Raw genomic sequence first — 15,977 nt, 5'->3', positions numbered from 1 at the left:
TTGTGTCTGGCTGCGGAAATTTTGTCAAACTTGTAAAAAGTGTTCCCGTCGGTGCAGTTACTTTGTCGGAAAAATTTTTTGCGGATAACTCTTCACCCGTCAAAATGAGTGCTTGCGAGTCTGCGCTTGAGTTCGTGAAAAATTTATTTATCGAGCATGACATTTTATCATTCAAGACTCAAGACGCAAATTTAATCGGTGTCGGCGGGGGACTTGTTGCGATGGCGAGCGTAAAATTTGCCTGTGAGAATTTTTTACCCTCACGACTTCACGGAAAAATTTTGACTCAGCGCGATATTATGACTCAAATAAAAATGTATTCAGCGTTGAATTTAATCGAACGTCAAAATATTATAGGTCTTCCTGCGTCGAGAGCTGATGTTATTTTAGGGTCTGCATGTATAATCCTTGCTGCGTTGAGGCTTCTGGAGGCTGACTCTTGTATCGTGAGCATTAACGGACTAAGGCACGGGCTTTTACTTCGTGATAATATAATATCTGAATAAATTTTTTGAGAGGTGAGAAAATTTGCTGCTTGAATTAATGTCAGACGGAACACTTGCAGAACTTCCCCCGGAATATTCCGGCTTGAACGTTCCCGATGAGCCTTCAGTTATGCTGCTTCTACCTCATAATAAATACTTGCTCGGCACAGGCAGCGACGAATGGATTTATTCAGATTTAAAGCCGGGCGCAGAAACTAAAAACGTTTATTTATACGACGACGAAAATTTATCGCTCAATGACGAAAACGGAATTACTATTTTGCCGGGGAAAACTGTAACTGAACTCCGCGAAAAATTATATAAACGTTCAGACCCTCCCGGCCGTCATGTGAGTACGGTTTTGATGCTGAAAACTTTTTTGAAATATCACCCAGTTTTTAGCGGGAAATATTTAAATGAAGCAATTTTCAACGAGGCAGCAAAGAACGACTCTAAACTTTATAGAGCTTACTGGACATTGAGATTTGCTTTATCACGCAGCGAACTGGAAGCTACAACAAGAGTCAAAGCATGGCTTGCAGCAGGGCCGGAAAATTTCGACAATCCTAGAAATATCGCAAAAATCTGGTTCTCAATTATGCCGAATCCCAGCAAAGAAATAATTAACGATCTTGAGGAATTAAATTTTTCCCGTCAAGAGCTTTCACACATGATCGTGCAGAATATTTCACCGATAGTCTTATATAATCCTGAAGCAGGCTGGCTTATTTTCGCGCGTTTTGGACGTAACAATCAAATCAACGAAACTATTTTTTTCGCGTGGCTTTACTTGAATCACGAACTTTGGCAGGAATTGCGTGAAGTAAAAAAAATGTCCGTCCGAGATATTATTAATGCAGTCTGGGGAAATTATGACACTCAGCAGGCAGTAATCGAACGGGCTAAATATAAAGGGGCTGAAACTATAACAGCATGAATATAAATTTTTCAGGAGTAACTAAAATTTTTGAACCTGACATCGTCGCACTATCAAATGTCAGCTTTAATATCGAACAGGGAGAATTTGTTTACATCATCGGCCAGACAGGAAGCGGAAAATCTACACTTTTGAGGTTAATCACACGCGAGCTTTTGCCTACAGAAGGTGTTGCAGCGGTCGGAGGCTTTGATTTGCGCAGAATGAGAAAATCAGATATTCCATATTACCGCCGTGATGTAGGACTCGTTGCGCAAGATTTTAAATTAATTCCGAGTCTGACAGTTTATGAAAATATTGCGTTCGTCATGGAAGCTATGTCCGTGCCTAAAAGATTAGTTGAAGACAGAACAAAGGACGTAATTAACCAAGTAGGACTATGGAGACGCAGAGACATGAAGCCCGCCCAGCTCTCAGGAGGAGAACAGCAGAGAGTCGCAATTGCCCGCGCGCTTGCAAATTCGCCTTCGTTATTTATTGCTGATGAACCGACCGGAAATTTAGATTTTCACACAGCAGCAGAGGTCATGAAAATTTTATTTGCGATCAATGCAGCAGGCGTTACGGTTGTTATGTCGACTCACAATCAAAGTATCGTAAATTCTTCGCGTCAAAGAGTTTTAGAGCTTGATTCGGGGAGACTCATACGCGATGAGAGGGGAGGCACTTATTAAATGACTGCATTTAGTTATATTTTGCGTGATATGCGCCGGCTTATAGTGAATCACTGGGTGTTAGGACTCTTGACGCTTATTACGGCCGGAGTCATGCTTTGGATTCTGGGAGTTACGACTCTGTTCTCGTTGAATCTTGAGCATTTGTTATCGCGCTTAGAAAGTGAATTAGCTGTACAGGCCTATTTACACAAAGACAGTACGCTTGACATTGAAGAAATTGCACGAAAGATTCAGAGTCTCGAATATGTTTACTCAATGAAAATTTATTCACCGTCGGACTCTCTTGCAAAATTACAGGAAAAAATGGGCAGTCAATCCCGTGCGCTTGATATGTTAGGCGATAATCCGATACCTTATAATTTCGAGATTCACGTAAATAAAGCAGAAGACATTGATCCGCTTGTTGACGCGTTAAAAGCTATGCCCGAAGTTGAAGACGTTGTTTATGCTGGAATGGTCGTAAAGAGAATTTCTGCATTGTCGCGCATTTCGTCAAGAGTGGCGTTAATCATGTTTATTCTTGCGGTTGTGATAACGGCCTTAGTAGTCTATAACACGATTCATATTTCGTTGTATTCAAGGCGTGAGGAAATCGGCATAATGTATTTAGTCGGAGCTACACGCGCATATATTGCGACACCTTTTGTGCTTGAAGGTACGTTATTATCTCTTCTCGGTGCAGGAGCAGCAGCAGCAGGAATCATCGCCGTATATTTTCCCGGAATGGAGTTAATACAAGCTAATATGCCGTTATTGAAGTCAAGTCTATTAACTGACAAAGTTATAATCTGGAGATTTTGCGGACTCTTGGCAGGTTTCGGAGCGACTCTCGGCTGGGTTTGCAGTTATTTAGTTGTCGCTAGATTCATAAATTCTATAACGAGGCCGGAATGACACGAAAAATTTTAGCTGTTCTTGCAGTGATATTAATTTTTGCGCCCGTAAATATTGCAAATTCTGCCGCAAGAAGAGCCAGTAACATTGATTCTCAAATCGCCGCCGAAGAGAAAAAACGCGAGGAATTAGCGAAACAAATTCAGGCCTACAAGAAACAAATACGAGACATGGGCGCACAAGTAGAAGGCTTGTTGACTCGTGTTAATACTCTTCAGCAGGATGAAAATATTGCATTGCAGGAGCTTACGGTCTTAGAGCTTCAGGGCAAAAAAATTGAGGAAAATATAGCGTTCTTAGAGACTGTCATTAGTGAGGATCAATCAAAAATTGACGAGCTTTCAGAAATCATGAAGGGCAGAATCTTAGACATGTACAAGTACCGCCAGTCAGACACAACGAGAATGTTATTTGCTTCACGCAGCGTCTTAGAGGCCGTCGAGATGGCTTATTTGTTGGGACTCGTGAATCAGCGCGACGAAGATATTTTGTCTCAGCTTCAAGAACGTGTTCAGAATCTCGAATTATCACGGCAGATAATGGACGAGCAGAAAAATAGACTGCTTGAGAAAACTGTTGCAACAAAAGAACAGCGCGATAAATACGAACAAAGCATAAAGGACACAAACTCGTTTATCAGGTCAATTCAGCGAAAAAAAGCATTGGCCGAGAAAGCAGCAAAGGAAGCAGAGCAGGCGCAGAAAGCAGCAGGAGATTTAATTGTCGCCCTACGCAAAAAAAAGGCCTCGCAGCGTACAGATTATCTTGTCGGACGGGGACGCGGTTCGATGTTTGATTGGCCTGTGCGCGGAAAAATTTCGAGTCCTTATGGCTATAGAATCCACCCGATTTTAAAGCGAAAAATTTTGCACACTGGAATCGATATTGCTTCACCAAAGGGGACTCCGGTCAAAGCAGCTGCATCCGGTGAAGTGTTATTTGACGGCTGGTTAAGAGGTTATGGACGAGTTGTAATTCTCGATCACGGGCGGGACTTCTCGACTCTTTATGCTCATTTAGAGTCAAGTTTAGTTAAAGAGGGACAAGTCGTCAAGGCCGGTGCAGTTATCGCGAGAGTCGGCAACACAGGCAACACAACCGGCTATCATTTACATTTTGAAGTCAGAAAAGGGAGCTACGTTCAGAACCCGTTAGACTATCTCAAGAAATGAAGGAGGAGAAATTTTTTATCATGAAGAAATTTTTTGCGGCTTTCTTGGGATTATTAATCGTTGCAAATATTTCAATGGCCGCTAATATAGACAGTCAAATTAAATCGCAGCAGAAGACTCAAGCTGACATGAGGCGGAAAATACAGCAATATAACGCAATTGCGCGAAAAAAATCGCAGGAGTCCAAGAATCTTTTAACGCAGCTTTCAAGACTCAGGCAGAACGCTAATGACTCGCAAACTCGTATGCAGAATCTTGAACGCGAAAATTCGAGACTCCAAAATTCTGTAGCAGCCCTCAACAAGAAAATTAATGAGCTCAAGAAATCAATGCAGGTAATTATAAGCACTTTGCGCGCGCGTGTTACTGACATGTATAAATATATGCCTGAAGAAAGCAGCTTGAATTTATTAATTAATTCTGATAATCCTCATGAGGCAGTGAATACAGCTTATATGCTCAAGCGTTTTACAGCGCAGGATATTGCAATGCTCGAAAATTTACGCAGGCAGGAGCAGGAATTAATCACAGCAAGACGGCAGTTAGAAGCAAATAAATCACGAATCCAGACTCAGACGGACGAATTAAAGCGCAAACGTGATGAATTTGATACGACAATAAAGCGCACTGACTCGCTTTTACGCAATGTCCAGAATGAACAGAAGAAAGCAGAACAGGCCGCAAAAGAATTAGAGTCAGCACAACGCGCAGTCGGAAATAAAATTACAGCTCTCATGAGTCAAAAGAAGAAAGCAGCACAGGCACGACGCAATAATAATAATAATAATAAGCCCTCAAAGCCTGCGAGTCCGAGTCCTGCAAGTGTACCCGCAAAAACTGTACCCGCTCAAGGTTCAGGAATCCCGGCGAATCCTGTTACAGCTCTTGCATGGCCGGTTAATGGAACTGTTACAATGCAATACGGTTCGCGCATTCATCCGACATTCAAGACGAAAATTTTTAATTCCGGAATCGACATAAAAGCGTCGGCAAACACTCCCGTAAAAGCTGCTGGGCCCGGCGAAGTTCTTTATCAAGGCTGGCTGCGTGGATTCGGCCAAGTTGTAATAATCGATCACGGGCATGACTTAACGACTGTGTACGCGCATTTAAGCGGGACTTCTGTACGTGAGGGAGCAGCAGTCAAAACCGGCACAGTAATAGGGCGTGTAGGCAATTCCGGAACTGACTCGGAGTTCGGTTTACACTTTGAAGTCCGCAAAAATGGTTCTGCCCAGAATCCAATGAATTATTTGCGCAGATAAAAATTTATTGATGAATGCTGTATAATTCTAGCTATCATATAAAGGCAGGTGCATTATTTAATTTATGAACAAATCCGCGAAAAAATTTTATATATTTGCTGCTTTGTTTCTTGCGCTGATTATTAGTTCTCAAAGTTTGGCAGCAGATTTTTCCGAAGCAGATTTTAACAGGATTTCGCCGTTTAATGTGCGTTCGTTATGGTTGCTGCGTCAGATTCGCTCGTTAATAGAAAATTATCAGGTCGACGCAGAAAAAAAGCCCGTTACCGACGATGAATTATTACACGGTGCAGCTAAAGGAATGGTCGAAGCGTGGAACGATCCTTATACACGTTTTGTATCGCCCAGACAATTAAGAGATGAAGAAATTGAGCTTGAAGGACATTACGGCGGTTTAGGAATGTATGTCGGAGAAAGGGACGGCCAAATTTTAGTTATTAGTCCAATGGAAGACTCGCCGGCTGAGAAAGTCGGACTCAAGCCCAAAGATCAAATCGTAAAAGTTAATGACGAAGTTGTTATCGGCTGGACATCTGATAAAGTCGTTCAGAAACTGCGAGGCGAACCAGGCACAAAAGTTACTGTCTGGGTAAGACGTGAGGGCGAAGAGGAGTTATTGAGCTTTGAGATTACCCGCGAAGAAATTAAATTAAAGAGTGTCCGTTCTCAAATGCTGTCTGATGATATAGGCTATCTCAAGTTGACGCAATTTAAGCAGAAATCAGACGACGAAGCAAGGGCAGCACTTAGAGATTTAATCAAGCAGGGTGCAAAATCTTTAATTCTTGATTTACGCAATAACGGCGGGGGACTTCTTGACGCGAGTGTGAAAATCGCAAGTTTCTTTCTTCGTGATGGCCTTGTAGTTGAGACAAAGGGACGCTCAGACAGATTCGATGAACAATACAGCGTTATTAAGCGTTTATTTATTACTGATATGCCCATGATAGTTTTAATCAACGAGGGGAGCGCAAGTGCATCGGAAATTCTTGCGGGGGCACTCAATGACAGAGGACGCGCAAAATTAGTCGGACAAAAAAGTTTTGGCAAAGGCAGCGTGCAGACTCTATTTCCATTAACTGACGGGAGCGGCGTTTACGTTACTATTGCGAGATATTACACTCCTTCAGGAAAAGTAATAGATCACGTCGGATTATCGCCCGATATTGAGGTAAAAGGCGAACCGAATCGAGATATAACAAAAGATGAACAGTTACAGCGCGCAATTACTGAAATAAAAAAGTCTATGCGCACAATCACAAGCACAGGCAGGAAAAAATAAGGAGGCTTCTATAATTTGAAGAATGTAGATTTATTAGTCGGCGCTCAGTGGGGCGACGAAGGCAAAGGAAAAGTTGTTGATATTCTCGGCTCTGACGTTGATGTTTTTGTGCGTTATCAGGGCGGAGCAAATGCAGGACACACAGTCGTTGTTGACGGTCAGAAAATTGTATTTCACTTGTTGCCGTCGGGAATGCTTTATCCCGGAAAATTATGCGTTCTCGGAAATGGACTCGTTATTGATCCCGAACAATTTTTAAATGAGACTTCAGAACTTTACGCGCGCGGACAAGACCGGGCAAGACTCGCAATCAGCCCTCATGCACACGTCGTAATGCCTTATCATAAATTGTTAGATAAACTTCAGGAAGAAGCACGCGGCAAAGGACGCAAAATCGGCACAACAGGACGCGGAATCGGACCTTGCTACGTTGATAAATATTCGCGTTCAGGCTTAAGAGTCGAGGATTTAATTGACCCTGATATTTTGCGCGAGAGATTGACATACATTCTTGACGAGAAGAATCAATTAATCACGAAATTATATAATCAGAAACCGATTCCATTTGACGAGATTTACGAACCAGCAAGAAAATGGGGAGAGGCTCTTGCACCCTATGTCGACGACACACGCGCATTATTACGCAAAGCAGCGGACGAGGGACAGCACATTTTACTTGAAGGCGCGCAGGCTGCATTACTTGACATCGATCACGGCACATATCCATATGTTACAAGCTCGTCAACTTCAGCAGCAGGAGCATTTACAGGCACGGGATTAGCTCCTAACGATTTAACGCGCGTTATTTCAGTCGTGAAGGCTTATACGAGTCGAGTCGGTGAAGGCCCGTTCCCTACAGAAGATTTCGGCGAAGAAGGCGAGAAATTGCGCACTAACGGCGGCGAATACGGAGCAACTACAGGAAGGCCAAGACGCTGCGGGTGGCTCGATATTCCTGCGCTTAAATATTCTATGGAACTTAACGGCGCAAATGTTATCGCACTCACAAAATTAGATGTCTTAACAGGTATGGGAGGAATCAAAGTCTGCACCTCTTACGATCTCAACGGCGAGAAAATTACTACTTGGCCGACAGATACAAGAACGCTCGCAGAACTCAAGCCCAATTACGAAATTTTGCCCGGCTGGACTGAAGATATTACGTGGTGCAAAAAATTTGAGGAAATGCCCTCAAACGCTCAAGCATACGTAAAATATATCGAGCAGGCTTTAAATGTTCCTGTTACTTTAATCGGAGTCGGCGCAGACCGTAATCAAACTATTAACAGGGGAATGTAATTTATTGTACGTGCCTGAAATTGATTTCTTGACTCTGAACGACATTCCCGGAGTGTTGCGCATAAATTCGCGGCTCTCGTGGACATGGCCGGACGACGTAATAAAATCTGATTTGAGCAAAGACTCAGACAGTGAGACAACTTATATAGGGGCTTTCGCGACAACATTGGAAGCTCCTTTACTCGGTTATGCGGTCTTAGGGCGTAATAATCGAATCGGCGAATTAATGGCGTTATTAGTCGATAAAGATTTTCAGCGCATGGGAATAGGCACTCAATTATTAATCGCTGTGAGTGATTGCGCAGTCTACATGAATTTTCGCAGGTTAAGGCTTAGAGTCAGGAAATCAAACGCGGCCGCAATAGCTTTATATTCGCACATGTCATTTATAAGCGAGCAGGTCAGGCGCGGCTATTATTCAAACGGTGAGGACGCAATTGTAATGAGCGCAAAATTACCGTTAGTCCCTAAATTATGAGAGTCTATATCCCATTCAGCGACGGTTCGTCAGTATCGTTTGACGGCGAAAATTTCACGATTTACCGCTCACCGAAAGACATTAACGCCGTTGATCATCCGGATTTAGAAGAATTTAGCAAAGCCGAGCTGGCATGGCAAAAACGTTGGAGCGATATTGTCCGTGCACTTGAGGGAGCTTACAGAAATGAACTCAACAAGAAAAAGGAGGATCGGCACAAGAGAATCTACAAGCCGTAAAATGTATTGACATGAAAGAATTTTTACGCAATCGCACACAGAGACTATTTAATTTCATCAAGTTATCAAAGAAGTTAATCTCATTGACGGGAGAGGGCTGCCCGTTAGTATTTAACTTCAGGAGTTACAGCGCAAATAATTTTATCAGGCAAATAATTAAATTTCTCGTTACTCCGTTTATGATTATAAAATACTTTTTGCCCGTTAAAAATTTAAAGCGTGAGGGACTCGCAATAGCCTTAATCGCTAAAAATGAGGCGCAATATATTACGGAATGGATTAATTTTCATGTCAAACAGGGAGTCTCGCATTTCTTTATTTATGACAACGAAAGCACAGATAATTTGTATGAGACTTTACAGCCATTTATAAAGCGCGGACTCGTTACCTATAAAAAATTTCCCGGCAAAATCAGACAGAATGACGCATATAATCACGCAATCTATCATTACAAGCGCAAATTTAAATATTTCGCAATGATTGACGCTGATGAGTTCTTATTTGTACGTAATAATACGCAGGGGGGGGGGGGGGCTATACAAATTTCTTGACTCGTTCATGAGCGAACACCCTAACGCGGGCGGAATCGGAGTCAACTGGCTTGTATTCGGCTCTAACGGCCATGATACGAAACCGGACGGAGGAGTCCTCAAAAATTTTATAATGTGCGTTCAGAAAGATTTTGACGCGAATCATCATATCAAAACAATTTGCGATCCTATGAAAATTTTTAGTTGGATTAATCCACATTTCCCGATGCAGTGTCGAGGCTTTCACAATTTGAGCGAGAACGGCGAAATCATTGACGGCCCATTCACGAGAAAAGTATCATTTGATAAAATCAGAATCAATCACTATTTTTATAAGTCTAGGGAAGAATATACGCAAAAAATAGCGCGCGGCCGGGCTGATGTAGATCAACGGAGCATAGCAGATTTTCGCGGTCATAAATGCAATATAATTACTGACACGGAAATTTTATCGCACATTTAATGTATAATAATTTCAAATTAAGCATGGAGGCAGTAAAATTTACATGAAGGAATTTTTACGCAATCACACACCGAGACTATTTAATTTCATCAAGCACGTGAAAAATTTAATCTTGCTTTCCGGCGAGGGCTGCCCGTTAGTGTTTAACTTCAGGAATTACAGCACAAATAAATTTTTCAGGAAAATAATAAAATTTCTTGTTACCCCGTTTATGATTATAAAATACTTTTTTCCCGTAAAAAATTTAAAGCGTGAGGGACTCGCAATTGTCTTAATCGCAAAAAATGAGGCGCAATACATTATGGAATGGATAAATTTTCACGTCAAGCAGGGAGCCTCGCATTTTTTCATTTATGACAACGAAAGCAGCGATAATTTATATGAAGTCCTGCAAGATTTTATAACGCGCGGACTCGTTACTTATAATACAATTTCCGGCAAAAGAAGACAGACTGACGCATATAATCACGCAATTTATAATTACAGGCAAAATTTAAATATTTCGCAATAATCGACGCTGACGAGTTCTTATTTACTCCATGTGATACACAAGCAGGAAGTTTATATAAATTTATTGATAATTTCATGAATGAACACCCGAACGCCGGCGGAATCGGAGTCAACTGGCTTGTATTCGGCTCTAATGGCCACGAGTCAAAACCTGAAGGCGGAGTCCTCGAAAATTTTACAAGGTGCGCAGAGAAAGATTTTAGCTCAAATCACTACATAAAGACCATTTGCGACCCCATGAAAGTTTTAAGCGTATTCGATGCTCATACACTGCTTTACTATAAAAATTTTCGCAATTTAGACGAAAACGGGAATCCAATCGGACAAATTGTTAATCTTTCTCTCACAAAATCAGTAAATTTTGACAAAATAAGAATTAATCACTATTTCACGAAATCCAAGCAGGAATTTATGCAAAAACGCGCGCGCGGCAGAGCATATAACGGCGGAATAAGACCCATAGAAAATTTTTACGATCATGACAGAAACGAGGTACTTGACACTGAAATTTTATCGCACACTTAATGTATAATAAATTTAAATTCAGCAGGTGAGGAGCAATAAATTTATCATGAAAGAATTTTTACGCGTTCACACCCCAGGACTATTTAACTTCATAAAGCGTACAAAATATTTAATATTAACTTCCGGCGAGGGCTGCCCATTAGTGTTTAACTTCAGGAGTTACAGCGCAAATAATTTCATTCGCAGCATAATAAAAATTTTCGTTACACCGTTTATGATTATAAAATATTTCTTTCCCGTAAAAGATTTAAAGCGTGAAGGCCTCGCAATTGTCTTAATCGCTAAGGACGAGGCGCAATTATATTACAGAATGGATAAATTTTCACGTCAAACAGGGGGTCTCACACTTTTTTATTTATGACAATGAAAGCACAGATAATTTATATGAGACTTTACAGCCATTTATCACACGCGGACTCGTTACTTATCAGAAAATTTCAGGTAAGATCAGACAGACTGACGCATATAATCACGCAATTTATAATCATAAGCACGAATTTAAATATTTCGCCATAATTGACGCTGACGAGTTTTTATTTGTGCGCAACAATAAGCAGACTATTTACGAATTTGTAGACGATTTCATGACTCAACACAAAAACGCCGGCGGAATCGGAGTCAACTGGCTTGTATTCGGCTCTAATGGCCATGAGACTAAACCTGAAGGCGGAGTCCTCAAAAATTTTACAAGATGTGCAGAGAAAGACTTTGGCTCGAATCATTTAATCAAGACAATTTGCGATCCAATGAAAGTTTTAAACTCTACAACTCACTATGTAATTTATTATAGAGGCTTCTATACCCTCAACGAAAATGGCGAAATAATAGACGGCCCTACTTCAAAAACGGTAAATTTTGATAAGATTCGAATTAATCACTATTTCACGAAATCCAAGCAGGAATTTATACAAAAACGCGCGCGGGGCATGGCTGATAATAACGGAATAAGACCTATAGAAAATTTTTACGCTCATGACAAAAACGAGGTACTTGACACTGAAATTTTATCCCATAAATAAAACAGGCCAACCCCCTCAAGAGCTGACCTGCACAAAAATTTTAATTTAATGCTTGCTTAGTGCCTCGTCCCGTGCCTCTGGTCTTAATATCCAGCTGCCCCAGTCAAATCTAATTAGGCCGCTCACTATGTATAACGCAAATAAGAATAACGGCGCAGAACTCTTCAAGAATACAAACGACAACACAAATAATGACAGCAGCATAAAACATTTTCTCTTGTCAGCCGTCTTCTTCGTTAATTTCTTCATGTTAGCGTATGGAATGCTCGAAATCATTAATAATCCCACGCAAAATAACATTACAGCCATAACCCACGAAGGCAATTTTACGCCAGCAATTATAAACGATGCCGCAAATAATCCGCCTGCAGGACACGGCAGCCCCTGAAAAGGTCCGGGAACATGTACAATATTGAATCTCGCAAGACGTAACGCAACACACAACGCAAAGAAACACGCCGTAACAGAGCCGACTAAATAAAGACTCCTTACTGACGATTGATAAATTAATATCGCCGGTGCAACGCCGAAACTTACAAGATCAGCAAGACTGTCAAATTCGAGTCCAAACTGTGAACCACCGCCCAGCATTCTCGCAACTTTCCCGTCAAAACCGTCAAATAATACCGCAAAAAATATCATCCACGCGGCCGGGACTAATCTTCCATGTAATACAAGCATAATCGAGAAAATTCCGCATAATAAATTTCCGCTCGTTACCATGTTCGGGGCAATCTGCTTAAATTCTATGTTGCTGCCTTTCCTGATACTGCCTAATCTCCGTCTCATGTGTAAGAAGTTTTTCATTATTCTGCTTTCACTCCTATACAAGTTAATCCGGCTTTTACTTTATCGCCGATTTTAATGCGCAATACTGTATCACGAGGTAAATATACGTCAACCCTCGAACCTAATTTTATCATTCCATAACGCTGGCCGACTTCGAGAATATCTCCCCTTTTGAGTCTGCAAACAATACGGCGGGCGATTAATCCTGCAATCTGAGTCATCATTACCGGCCCCCATTGAGTCGAGAGTCCTACAAAATTTCGTTCGTTGATTTCGCTCGCTTTGGGTGAGAACGCAGCAATTTTTTTGCCCGGCACATATTCGAGAAAATCAACACGTCCGGTGCAAGGTGCTCTATTTACGTGCACGCTGAAAACGTTCATGAAGATTCCTACTTTGAGAGCTTGACCCGTAAAAGCATGTTCAGACTCGGAGATCTCGACAATTTTTCCATCAGCAGGCGAGAAAAAATAACCGTCCTTATAGTCCGCTGTCCGTTCGGGATCCCTGAAGAAATAAATCACAAATAATGCAATAACCGCCATCACAAGCGCAGGAATCCACGAGATAAACGCAAATGCACACGTACAGAGAATCAAAAATGTTATTGTCGCGATTCCGTCTTTAGCTATTCTCATTGTTATTCTCCGATTCTGTGTCGTCAAACGGGAGAGTCGACTGTAAATTTTCGTCCTCGTCAGGAGCTTTTATTATGCTGCAATCTGCAACCGAGTCGCCCTCATTGAGTCTCACAATAATAGTTCCTGTTGCGCTTCGGCCAAGTTCGCGAATTTCATTGATGTTAACGCGAATCATCATGCCCCTAGCTGTCATCAATAATAATTCGTCGTCGTCTTTAACTGCGAGGCTTGCGGCAATATTTCCCGTTTTACTGTTGAGATTCATTATTTTAATGCCCATTCCGCCGCGGTTATGAGGTGTGAAGAAGTCAAAATCTACGCGCTTCCCCTTGCCTTGTTCACTGATAACTAACATTTTTTTTGCGGGATCAACGACATCACAGCTTAAAATTTTATCGCCCGTTCTAAGAGTCATTGCTTTGACTCCTCTTGCTGTACGTCCCATAGCTCTAAATTGCTGCTCTGACACTTTCAAGGCCTGCGCTGAATTTGTAACTATCAATAAATCATCATCGCCGGAAGTCAAGACAACCTGCGCAATCTCGTCGCCCTCATCAAGATTTATGATTCTCTTAGGCTGCTTACAACGGCCTATATCATCGAATGCTACACGTTTTGCTATACCTTTGCGCGTGATGAAAAATGCATATTTCTGATCTGATTTGTTACCGTCAGAAAGTTTTACGATTCTTTCATTGTCCATCAGCTGCAAAATTTTTGATACAGGTTTCCCCTTGCCTGATTTTGTCTCCGGGACCTCATGACCCCTTAATGAAGTTATGCGGCCAAGATTCGTGAAGAAATATAAATCTCTGTGAGTGTTAGTTACGCACACTGCTGAAATGCTGTCATCTTCCTGAATATTTGCGCCTTTACGTCCTTTACCTCCGCGCGCTTGAAGTCTATAAAATTCCACCGGCTGACGTTTGATAAATCCATCCTGCGAAAGCGTTACAACAATTTCTGTCTGCGGGATAATGTCCTCGTCCGTAACTTCTTCATAGTCCGTGATAATTTCTGTGCGCCTTTTATCGCCGAAACGTGAAGCAATTTCCTTCAGCTCGGAACTTATTACGCCGTCAAGAACTTTTTTGCTTGATAGAATGCTCTCATATGACGCAATGTCGGCCAAGATTTTATTTTGCTCCTCGTCGAGTCTGTTGCGTTCAAGACCCGTGAGTCTCTGCAACCTCATATCAAGAATCGCCTGCGCCTGAATGTCAGAAAAATTTAATTCGTTCTGTAACGCTGATTTTGCCTCACTTGCTGAGTTATTGCCGCGAATAATTTTTATTACCTGCTCGATGTTCTCAAGTGCTTTCTTGAGTCCTTCGATTACATGTTCGCGCGCCTGTGCCTGTTTGAGTCTAAATTCTGTGCGCCTTCTCACAACGTCTCGGCGATAATTTATGAAAATCGCTAACATTTTCTGCAACGGCAAAACAAGCGGGTGTTTATCGACTAACGCAAGATTAATGACTCCAAATGTGCCTTGTAATTGAGTGTGCTTGTAAAACTGTCTCATGATTAAATCAGGGTCGGCATCGCGTGAAAGCTCTAAAACGATTCTGAGTCCGTCTCTGTCTGACTCGTCGCGAATTTCCGTAACGCCCTCGATATTTTTTTCTTGGACAGCAGAGACCATGCTCTCAAGCAACAAAGTTTTATTCACGTTATATGGGATTTCAGTAATTACTACACATTGTTTGCCGCGCTTATTAGTCTCGGTGTGCATTTTTCCGCGAACGATAATTTTTCCGCGTCCTGTCTTGTATGCTTCGATAATGCCTTCACGTCCGAGAATCTCTCCGCCCGTCGGGAAGTCAGGTCCCGGCAAATGTTTCATAATTTCGCTAAGTTCTGCGTTTTCCGGCTCTACTTCATTATCAAGCAGCCAGCAAATAACATCAGTTACTTCATTCAAATTATGAGGCGGCATATTAGTTGCCATTCCTACGGCTATACCTGTTGAGCCATTAACAAGCAAATTAGGCAGCACCGACGGAAGAGTTAAAGGCTCCTTCAAAGACTCGTCAAAATTTTGTCCCCAGTCAACTGTATTTTCTTCGAGGTTAGCAAGCATTATTTCACCCGGCCAACTTAAACGCGCTTCTGTGTAACGCATTGCTGCGGGGCTGTCTCCGTCGATAGATCCGAAATTTCCTTGACCGTCAACGAGGCAATAACGCAAATTCCAATTTTGTGCGAGCCTTACCATTGTGTCATAAATTGCGCTGTCTCCGTGAGGGTGATATTTACCCATTGTTTCACCGACTATACGCGCAGATTTCTTATATGAAGTATTGTGCTTGAGTCCGAGTTCCGACATCGCATAAAGTACGCGCCTTTGAACGGGTTTGAGTCCGTCTCTTGCATCAGGTAAAGCGCGCCCGACAATAACGCTCATTGCGTAATTAAGATAGCTTGTCTTTATCTCGCCCACAAGTGGAAGTGTCATGATTCGTCCGGCCTCGTCAGGATTAATATTTGTCTGTGCGGGCAGGTTTAAATTTTCGTCTGGCATAAGAAAGAATTTAATCTCCTGTTCTATATTTTGATTCATATAATTTTATCATGAATACACGCAAAAAATTTATGTATCGCATGAAGTGAAACCAGCGTTAATTATGACATTTGCCCGGTTATATTTTGGGTACCTGCTATATGTTATAATCAGCAAAATAATTATAAATTTTTCACGAAAGAAGGCAAACAAACCTTGACTACGACCGAAAAAGGCTGTACAATGCGCACAACGCACAACGCACAACG

19 protein-coding genes are annotated in these 15,977 nt (G+C 41.8%); 16 read left to right on the top strand and 3 right to left on the bottom strand.

The annotated features are described in order from the left end of the window. The 16 genes from IJT21_04535 to IJT21_04460 form a co-directional block, all read left to right on the top strand. A partial coding sequence (locus IJT21_04535; GenBank protein ID MBQ7577522.1) for a hypothetical protein occupies positions 1-506 on the top strand: 506 nt, incomplete at its 5' end. A gap of 22 nt (positions 507-528) precedes the next feature. Next, positions 529-1,422 (top strand): hypothetical protein, encoded by an 894-nt coding sequence (locus IJT21_04530; protein ID MBQ7577521.1) that lies wholly within the window; start codon positions 529-531, stop codon positions 1,420-1,422. After that, positions 1,419-2,096, top strand: a complete 678-nt coding sequence (locus tag IJT21_04525) for an ATP-binding cassette domain-containing protein (protein ID MBQ7577520.1) — start codon at positions 1,419-1,421, stop codon at positions 2,094-2,096. The genes IJT21_04530 and IJT21_04525 overlap by 4 nt, the downstream gene beginning before the upstream one ends. After that, positions 2,097-2,993 carry an ABC transporter permease gene (locus IJT21_04520; GenBank protein ID MBQ7577519.1) on the top strand — a complete coding sequence of 299 codons (897 nt, stop codon included), beginning with the start codon at positions 2,097-2,099 and terminating at the stop codon, positions 2,991-2,993. It begins immediately after the preceding gene. After that, on the top strand, positions 2,990-4,165 hold the full coding sequence (locus IJT21_04515) for a peptidoglycan DD-metalloendopeptidase family protein (protein ID MBQ7577518.1): 1,176 nt from the start codon (positions 2,990-2,992) through the stop codon (positions 4,163-4,165). The genes IJT21_04520 and IJT21_04515 overlap by 4 nt, the downstream gene beginning before the upstream one ends. 74 nt (positions 4,166-4,239) lie before the next feature. Next, on the top strand, positions 4,240-5,430 hold the full coding sequence (locus tag IJT21_04510) for a peptidoglycan DD-metalloendopeptidase family protein (GenBank protein ID MBQ7577517.1): 1,191 nt from the start codon (positions 4,240-4,242) through the stop codon (positions 5,428-5,430). A 64-nt stretch (positions 5,431-5,494) separates the two neighbouring features. Beyond that, a complete protein-coding gene (locus IJT21_04505) occupies positions 5,495-6,712 on the top strand; it encodes a S41 family peptidase (protein ID MBQ7577516.1) in 1,218 nt (405 codons plus the stop codon). Between the two features lie 15 nt (positions 6,713-6,727). Next, complete coding sequence (locus IJT21_04500) at positions 6,728-8,011, top strand: adenylosuccinate synthase (protein MBQ7577515.1); 1,284 nt, start codon at positions 6,728-6,730, stop codon at positions 8,009-8,011. Positions 8,012-8,015: 4 nt separating this feature from the next. After that, positions 8,016-8,489 carry a GNAT family N-acetyltransferase gene (locus IJT21_04495; protein ID MBQ7577514.1) on the top strand — a complete coding sequence of 158 codons (474 nt, stop codon included), beginning with the start codon at positions 8,016-8,018 and terminating at the stop codon, positions 8,487-8,489. Further along, positions 8,486-8,728, top strand: a complete 243-nt coding sequence (locus IJT21_04490) for a hypothetical protein (protein MBQ7577513.1) — start codon at positions 8,486-8,488, stop codon at positions 8,726-8,728. Before IJT21_04495 ends, IJT21_04490 begins: the two co-directional genes overlap by 4 nt. A gap of 11 nt (positions 8,729-8,739) precedes the next feature. Continuing rightward, a complete protein-coding gene (locus IJT21_04485; GenBank protein MBQ7577512.1) occupies positions 8,740-9,279 on the top strand; it encodes a glycosyltransferase family 2 protein in 540 nt (179 codons plus the stop codon). Beyond that, complete coding sequence (locus IJT21_04480; protein ID MBQ7577511.1) at positions 9,230-9,721, top strand: hypothetical protein; 492 nt, start codon at positions 9,230-9,232, stop codon at positions 9,719-9,721. The genes IJT21_04485 and IJT21_04480 overlap by 50 nt, the downstream gene beginning before the upstream one ends. Positions 9,722-9,764: 43 nt before the next feature. Further along, complete coding sequence (locus tag IJT21_04475; GenBank protein MBQ7577510.1) at positions 9,765-10,232, top strand: glycosyltransferase family 2 protein; 468 nt, start codon at positions 9,765-9,767, stop codon at positions 10,230-10,232. Continuing rightward, complete coding sequence (locus tag IJT21_04470) at positions 10,229-10,756, top strand: hypothetical protein (protein ID MBQ7577509.1); 528 nt, start codon at positions 10,229-10,231, stop codon at positions 10,754-10,756. Before IJT21_04475 ends, IJT21_04470 begins: the two co-directional genes overlap by 4 nt. A gap of 46 nt (positions 10,757-10,802) precedes the next feature. Next, positions 10,803-11,117, top strand: coding sequence for a hypothetical protein (locus IJT21_04465; GenBank protein MBQ7577508.1), 315 nt, complete (start codon positions 10,803-10,805; stop codon positions 11,115-11,117). Beyond that, positions 11,059-11,775: a glycosyltransferase family 92 protein gene (locus IJT21_04460; protein MBQ7577507.1), complete on the top strand. Its 717-nt coding sequence runs from the start codon at positions 11,059-11,061 to the stop codon at positions 11,773-11,775. Before IJT21_04465 ends, IJT21_04460 begins: the two co-directional genes overlap by 59 nt. 45 nt (positions 11,776-11,820) lie before the next feature. Here the strand turns inward: IJT21_04460 and pssA are convergent, their stop codons facing one another. The 3 genes from pssA to gyrA are packed head-to-tail and all read right to left on the bottom strand — an operon-like array spanning position 11,821 to position 15,729. Further along, entirely contained in the window at positions 11,821-12,564 is a 744-nt protein-coding gene (pssA, locus tag IJT21_04455) for a CDP-diacylglycerol--serine O-phosphatidyltransferase (GenBank protein ID MBQ7577506.1), read from the bottom strand. A 17-nt stretch (positions 12,565-12,581) separates the two neighbouring features. After that, positions 12,582-13,202, bottom strand: coding sequence for a phosphatidylserine decarboxylase family protein (locus tag IJT21_04450; GenBank protein ID MBQ7577505.1), 621 nt, complete (start codon positions 13,200-13,202; stop codon positions 12,582-12,584). Further along, on the bottom strand, positions 13,189-15,729 hold the full coding sequence (gene gyrA, locus IJT21_04445) for a DNA gyrase subunit A (protein MBQ7577504.1): 2,541 nt from the start codon (positions 15,727-15,729) through the stop codon (positions 13,189-13,191). Before gyrA ends, IJT21_04450 begins: the two co-directional genes overlap by 14 nt. Between the last annotated feature and the right edge of the window lie 248 nt (positions 15,730-15,977).

The organism is Synergistaceae bacterium, assembly GCA_017443945.1.
In the GTDB taxonomy this organism is placed as follows: Bacteria; Synergistota; Synergistia; order Synergistales; family Aminobacteriaceae; genus JAFUXM01.
The sequence above is the reverse complement of the archived record's forward strand: the minus strand, read 5'-3'. Positions and strand labels throughout refer to the sequence as shown.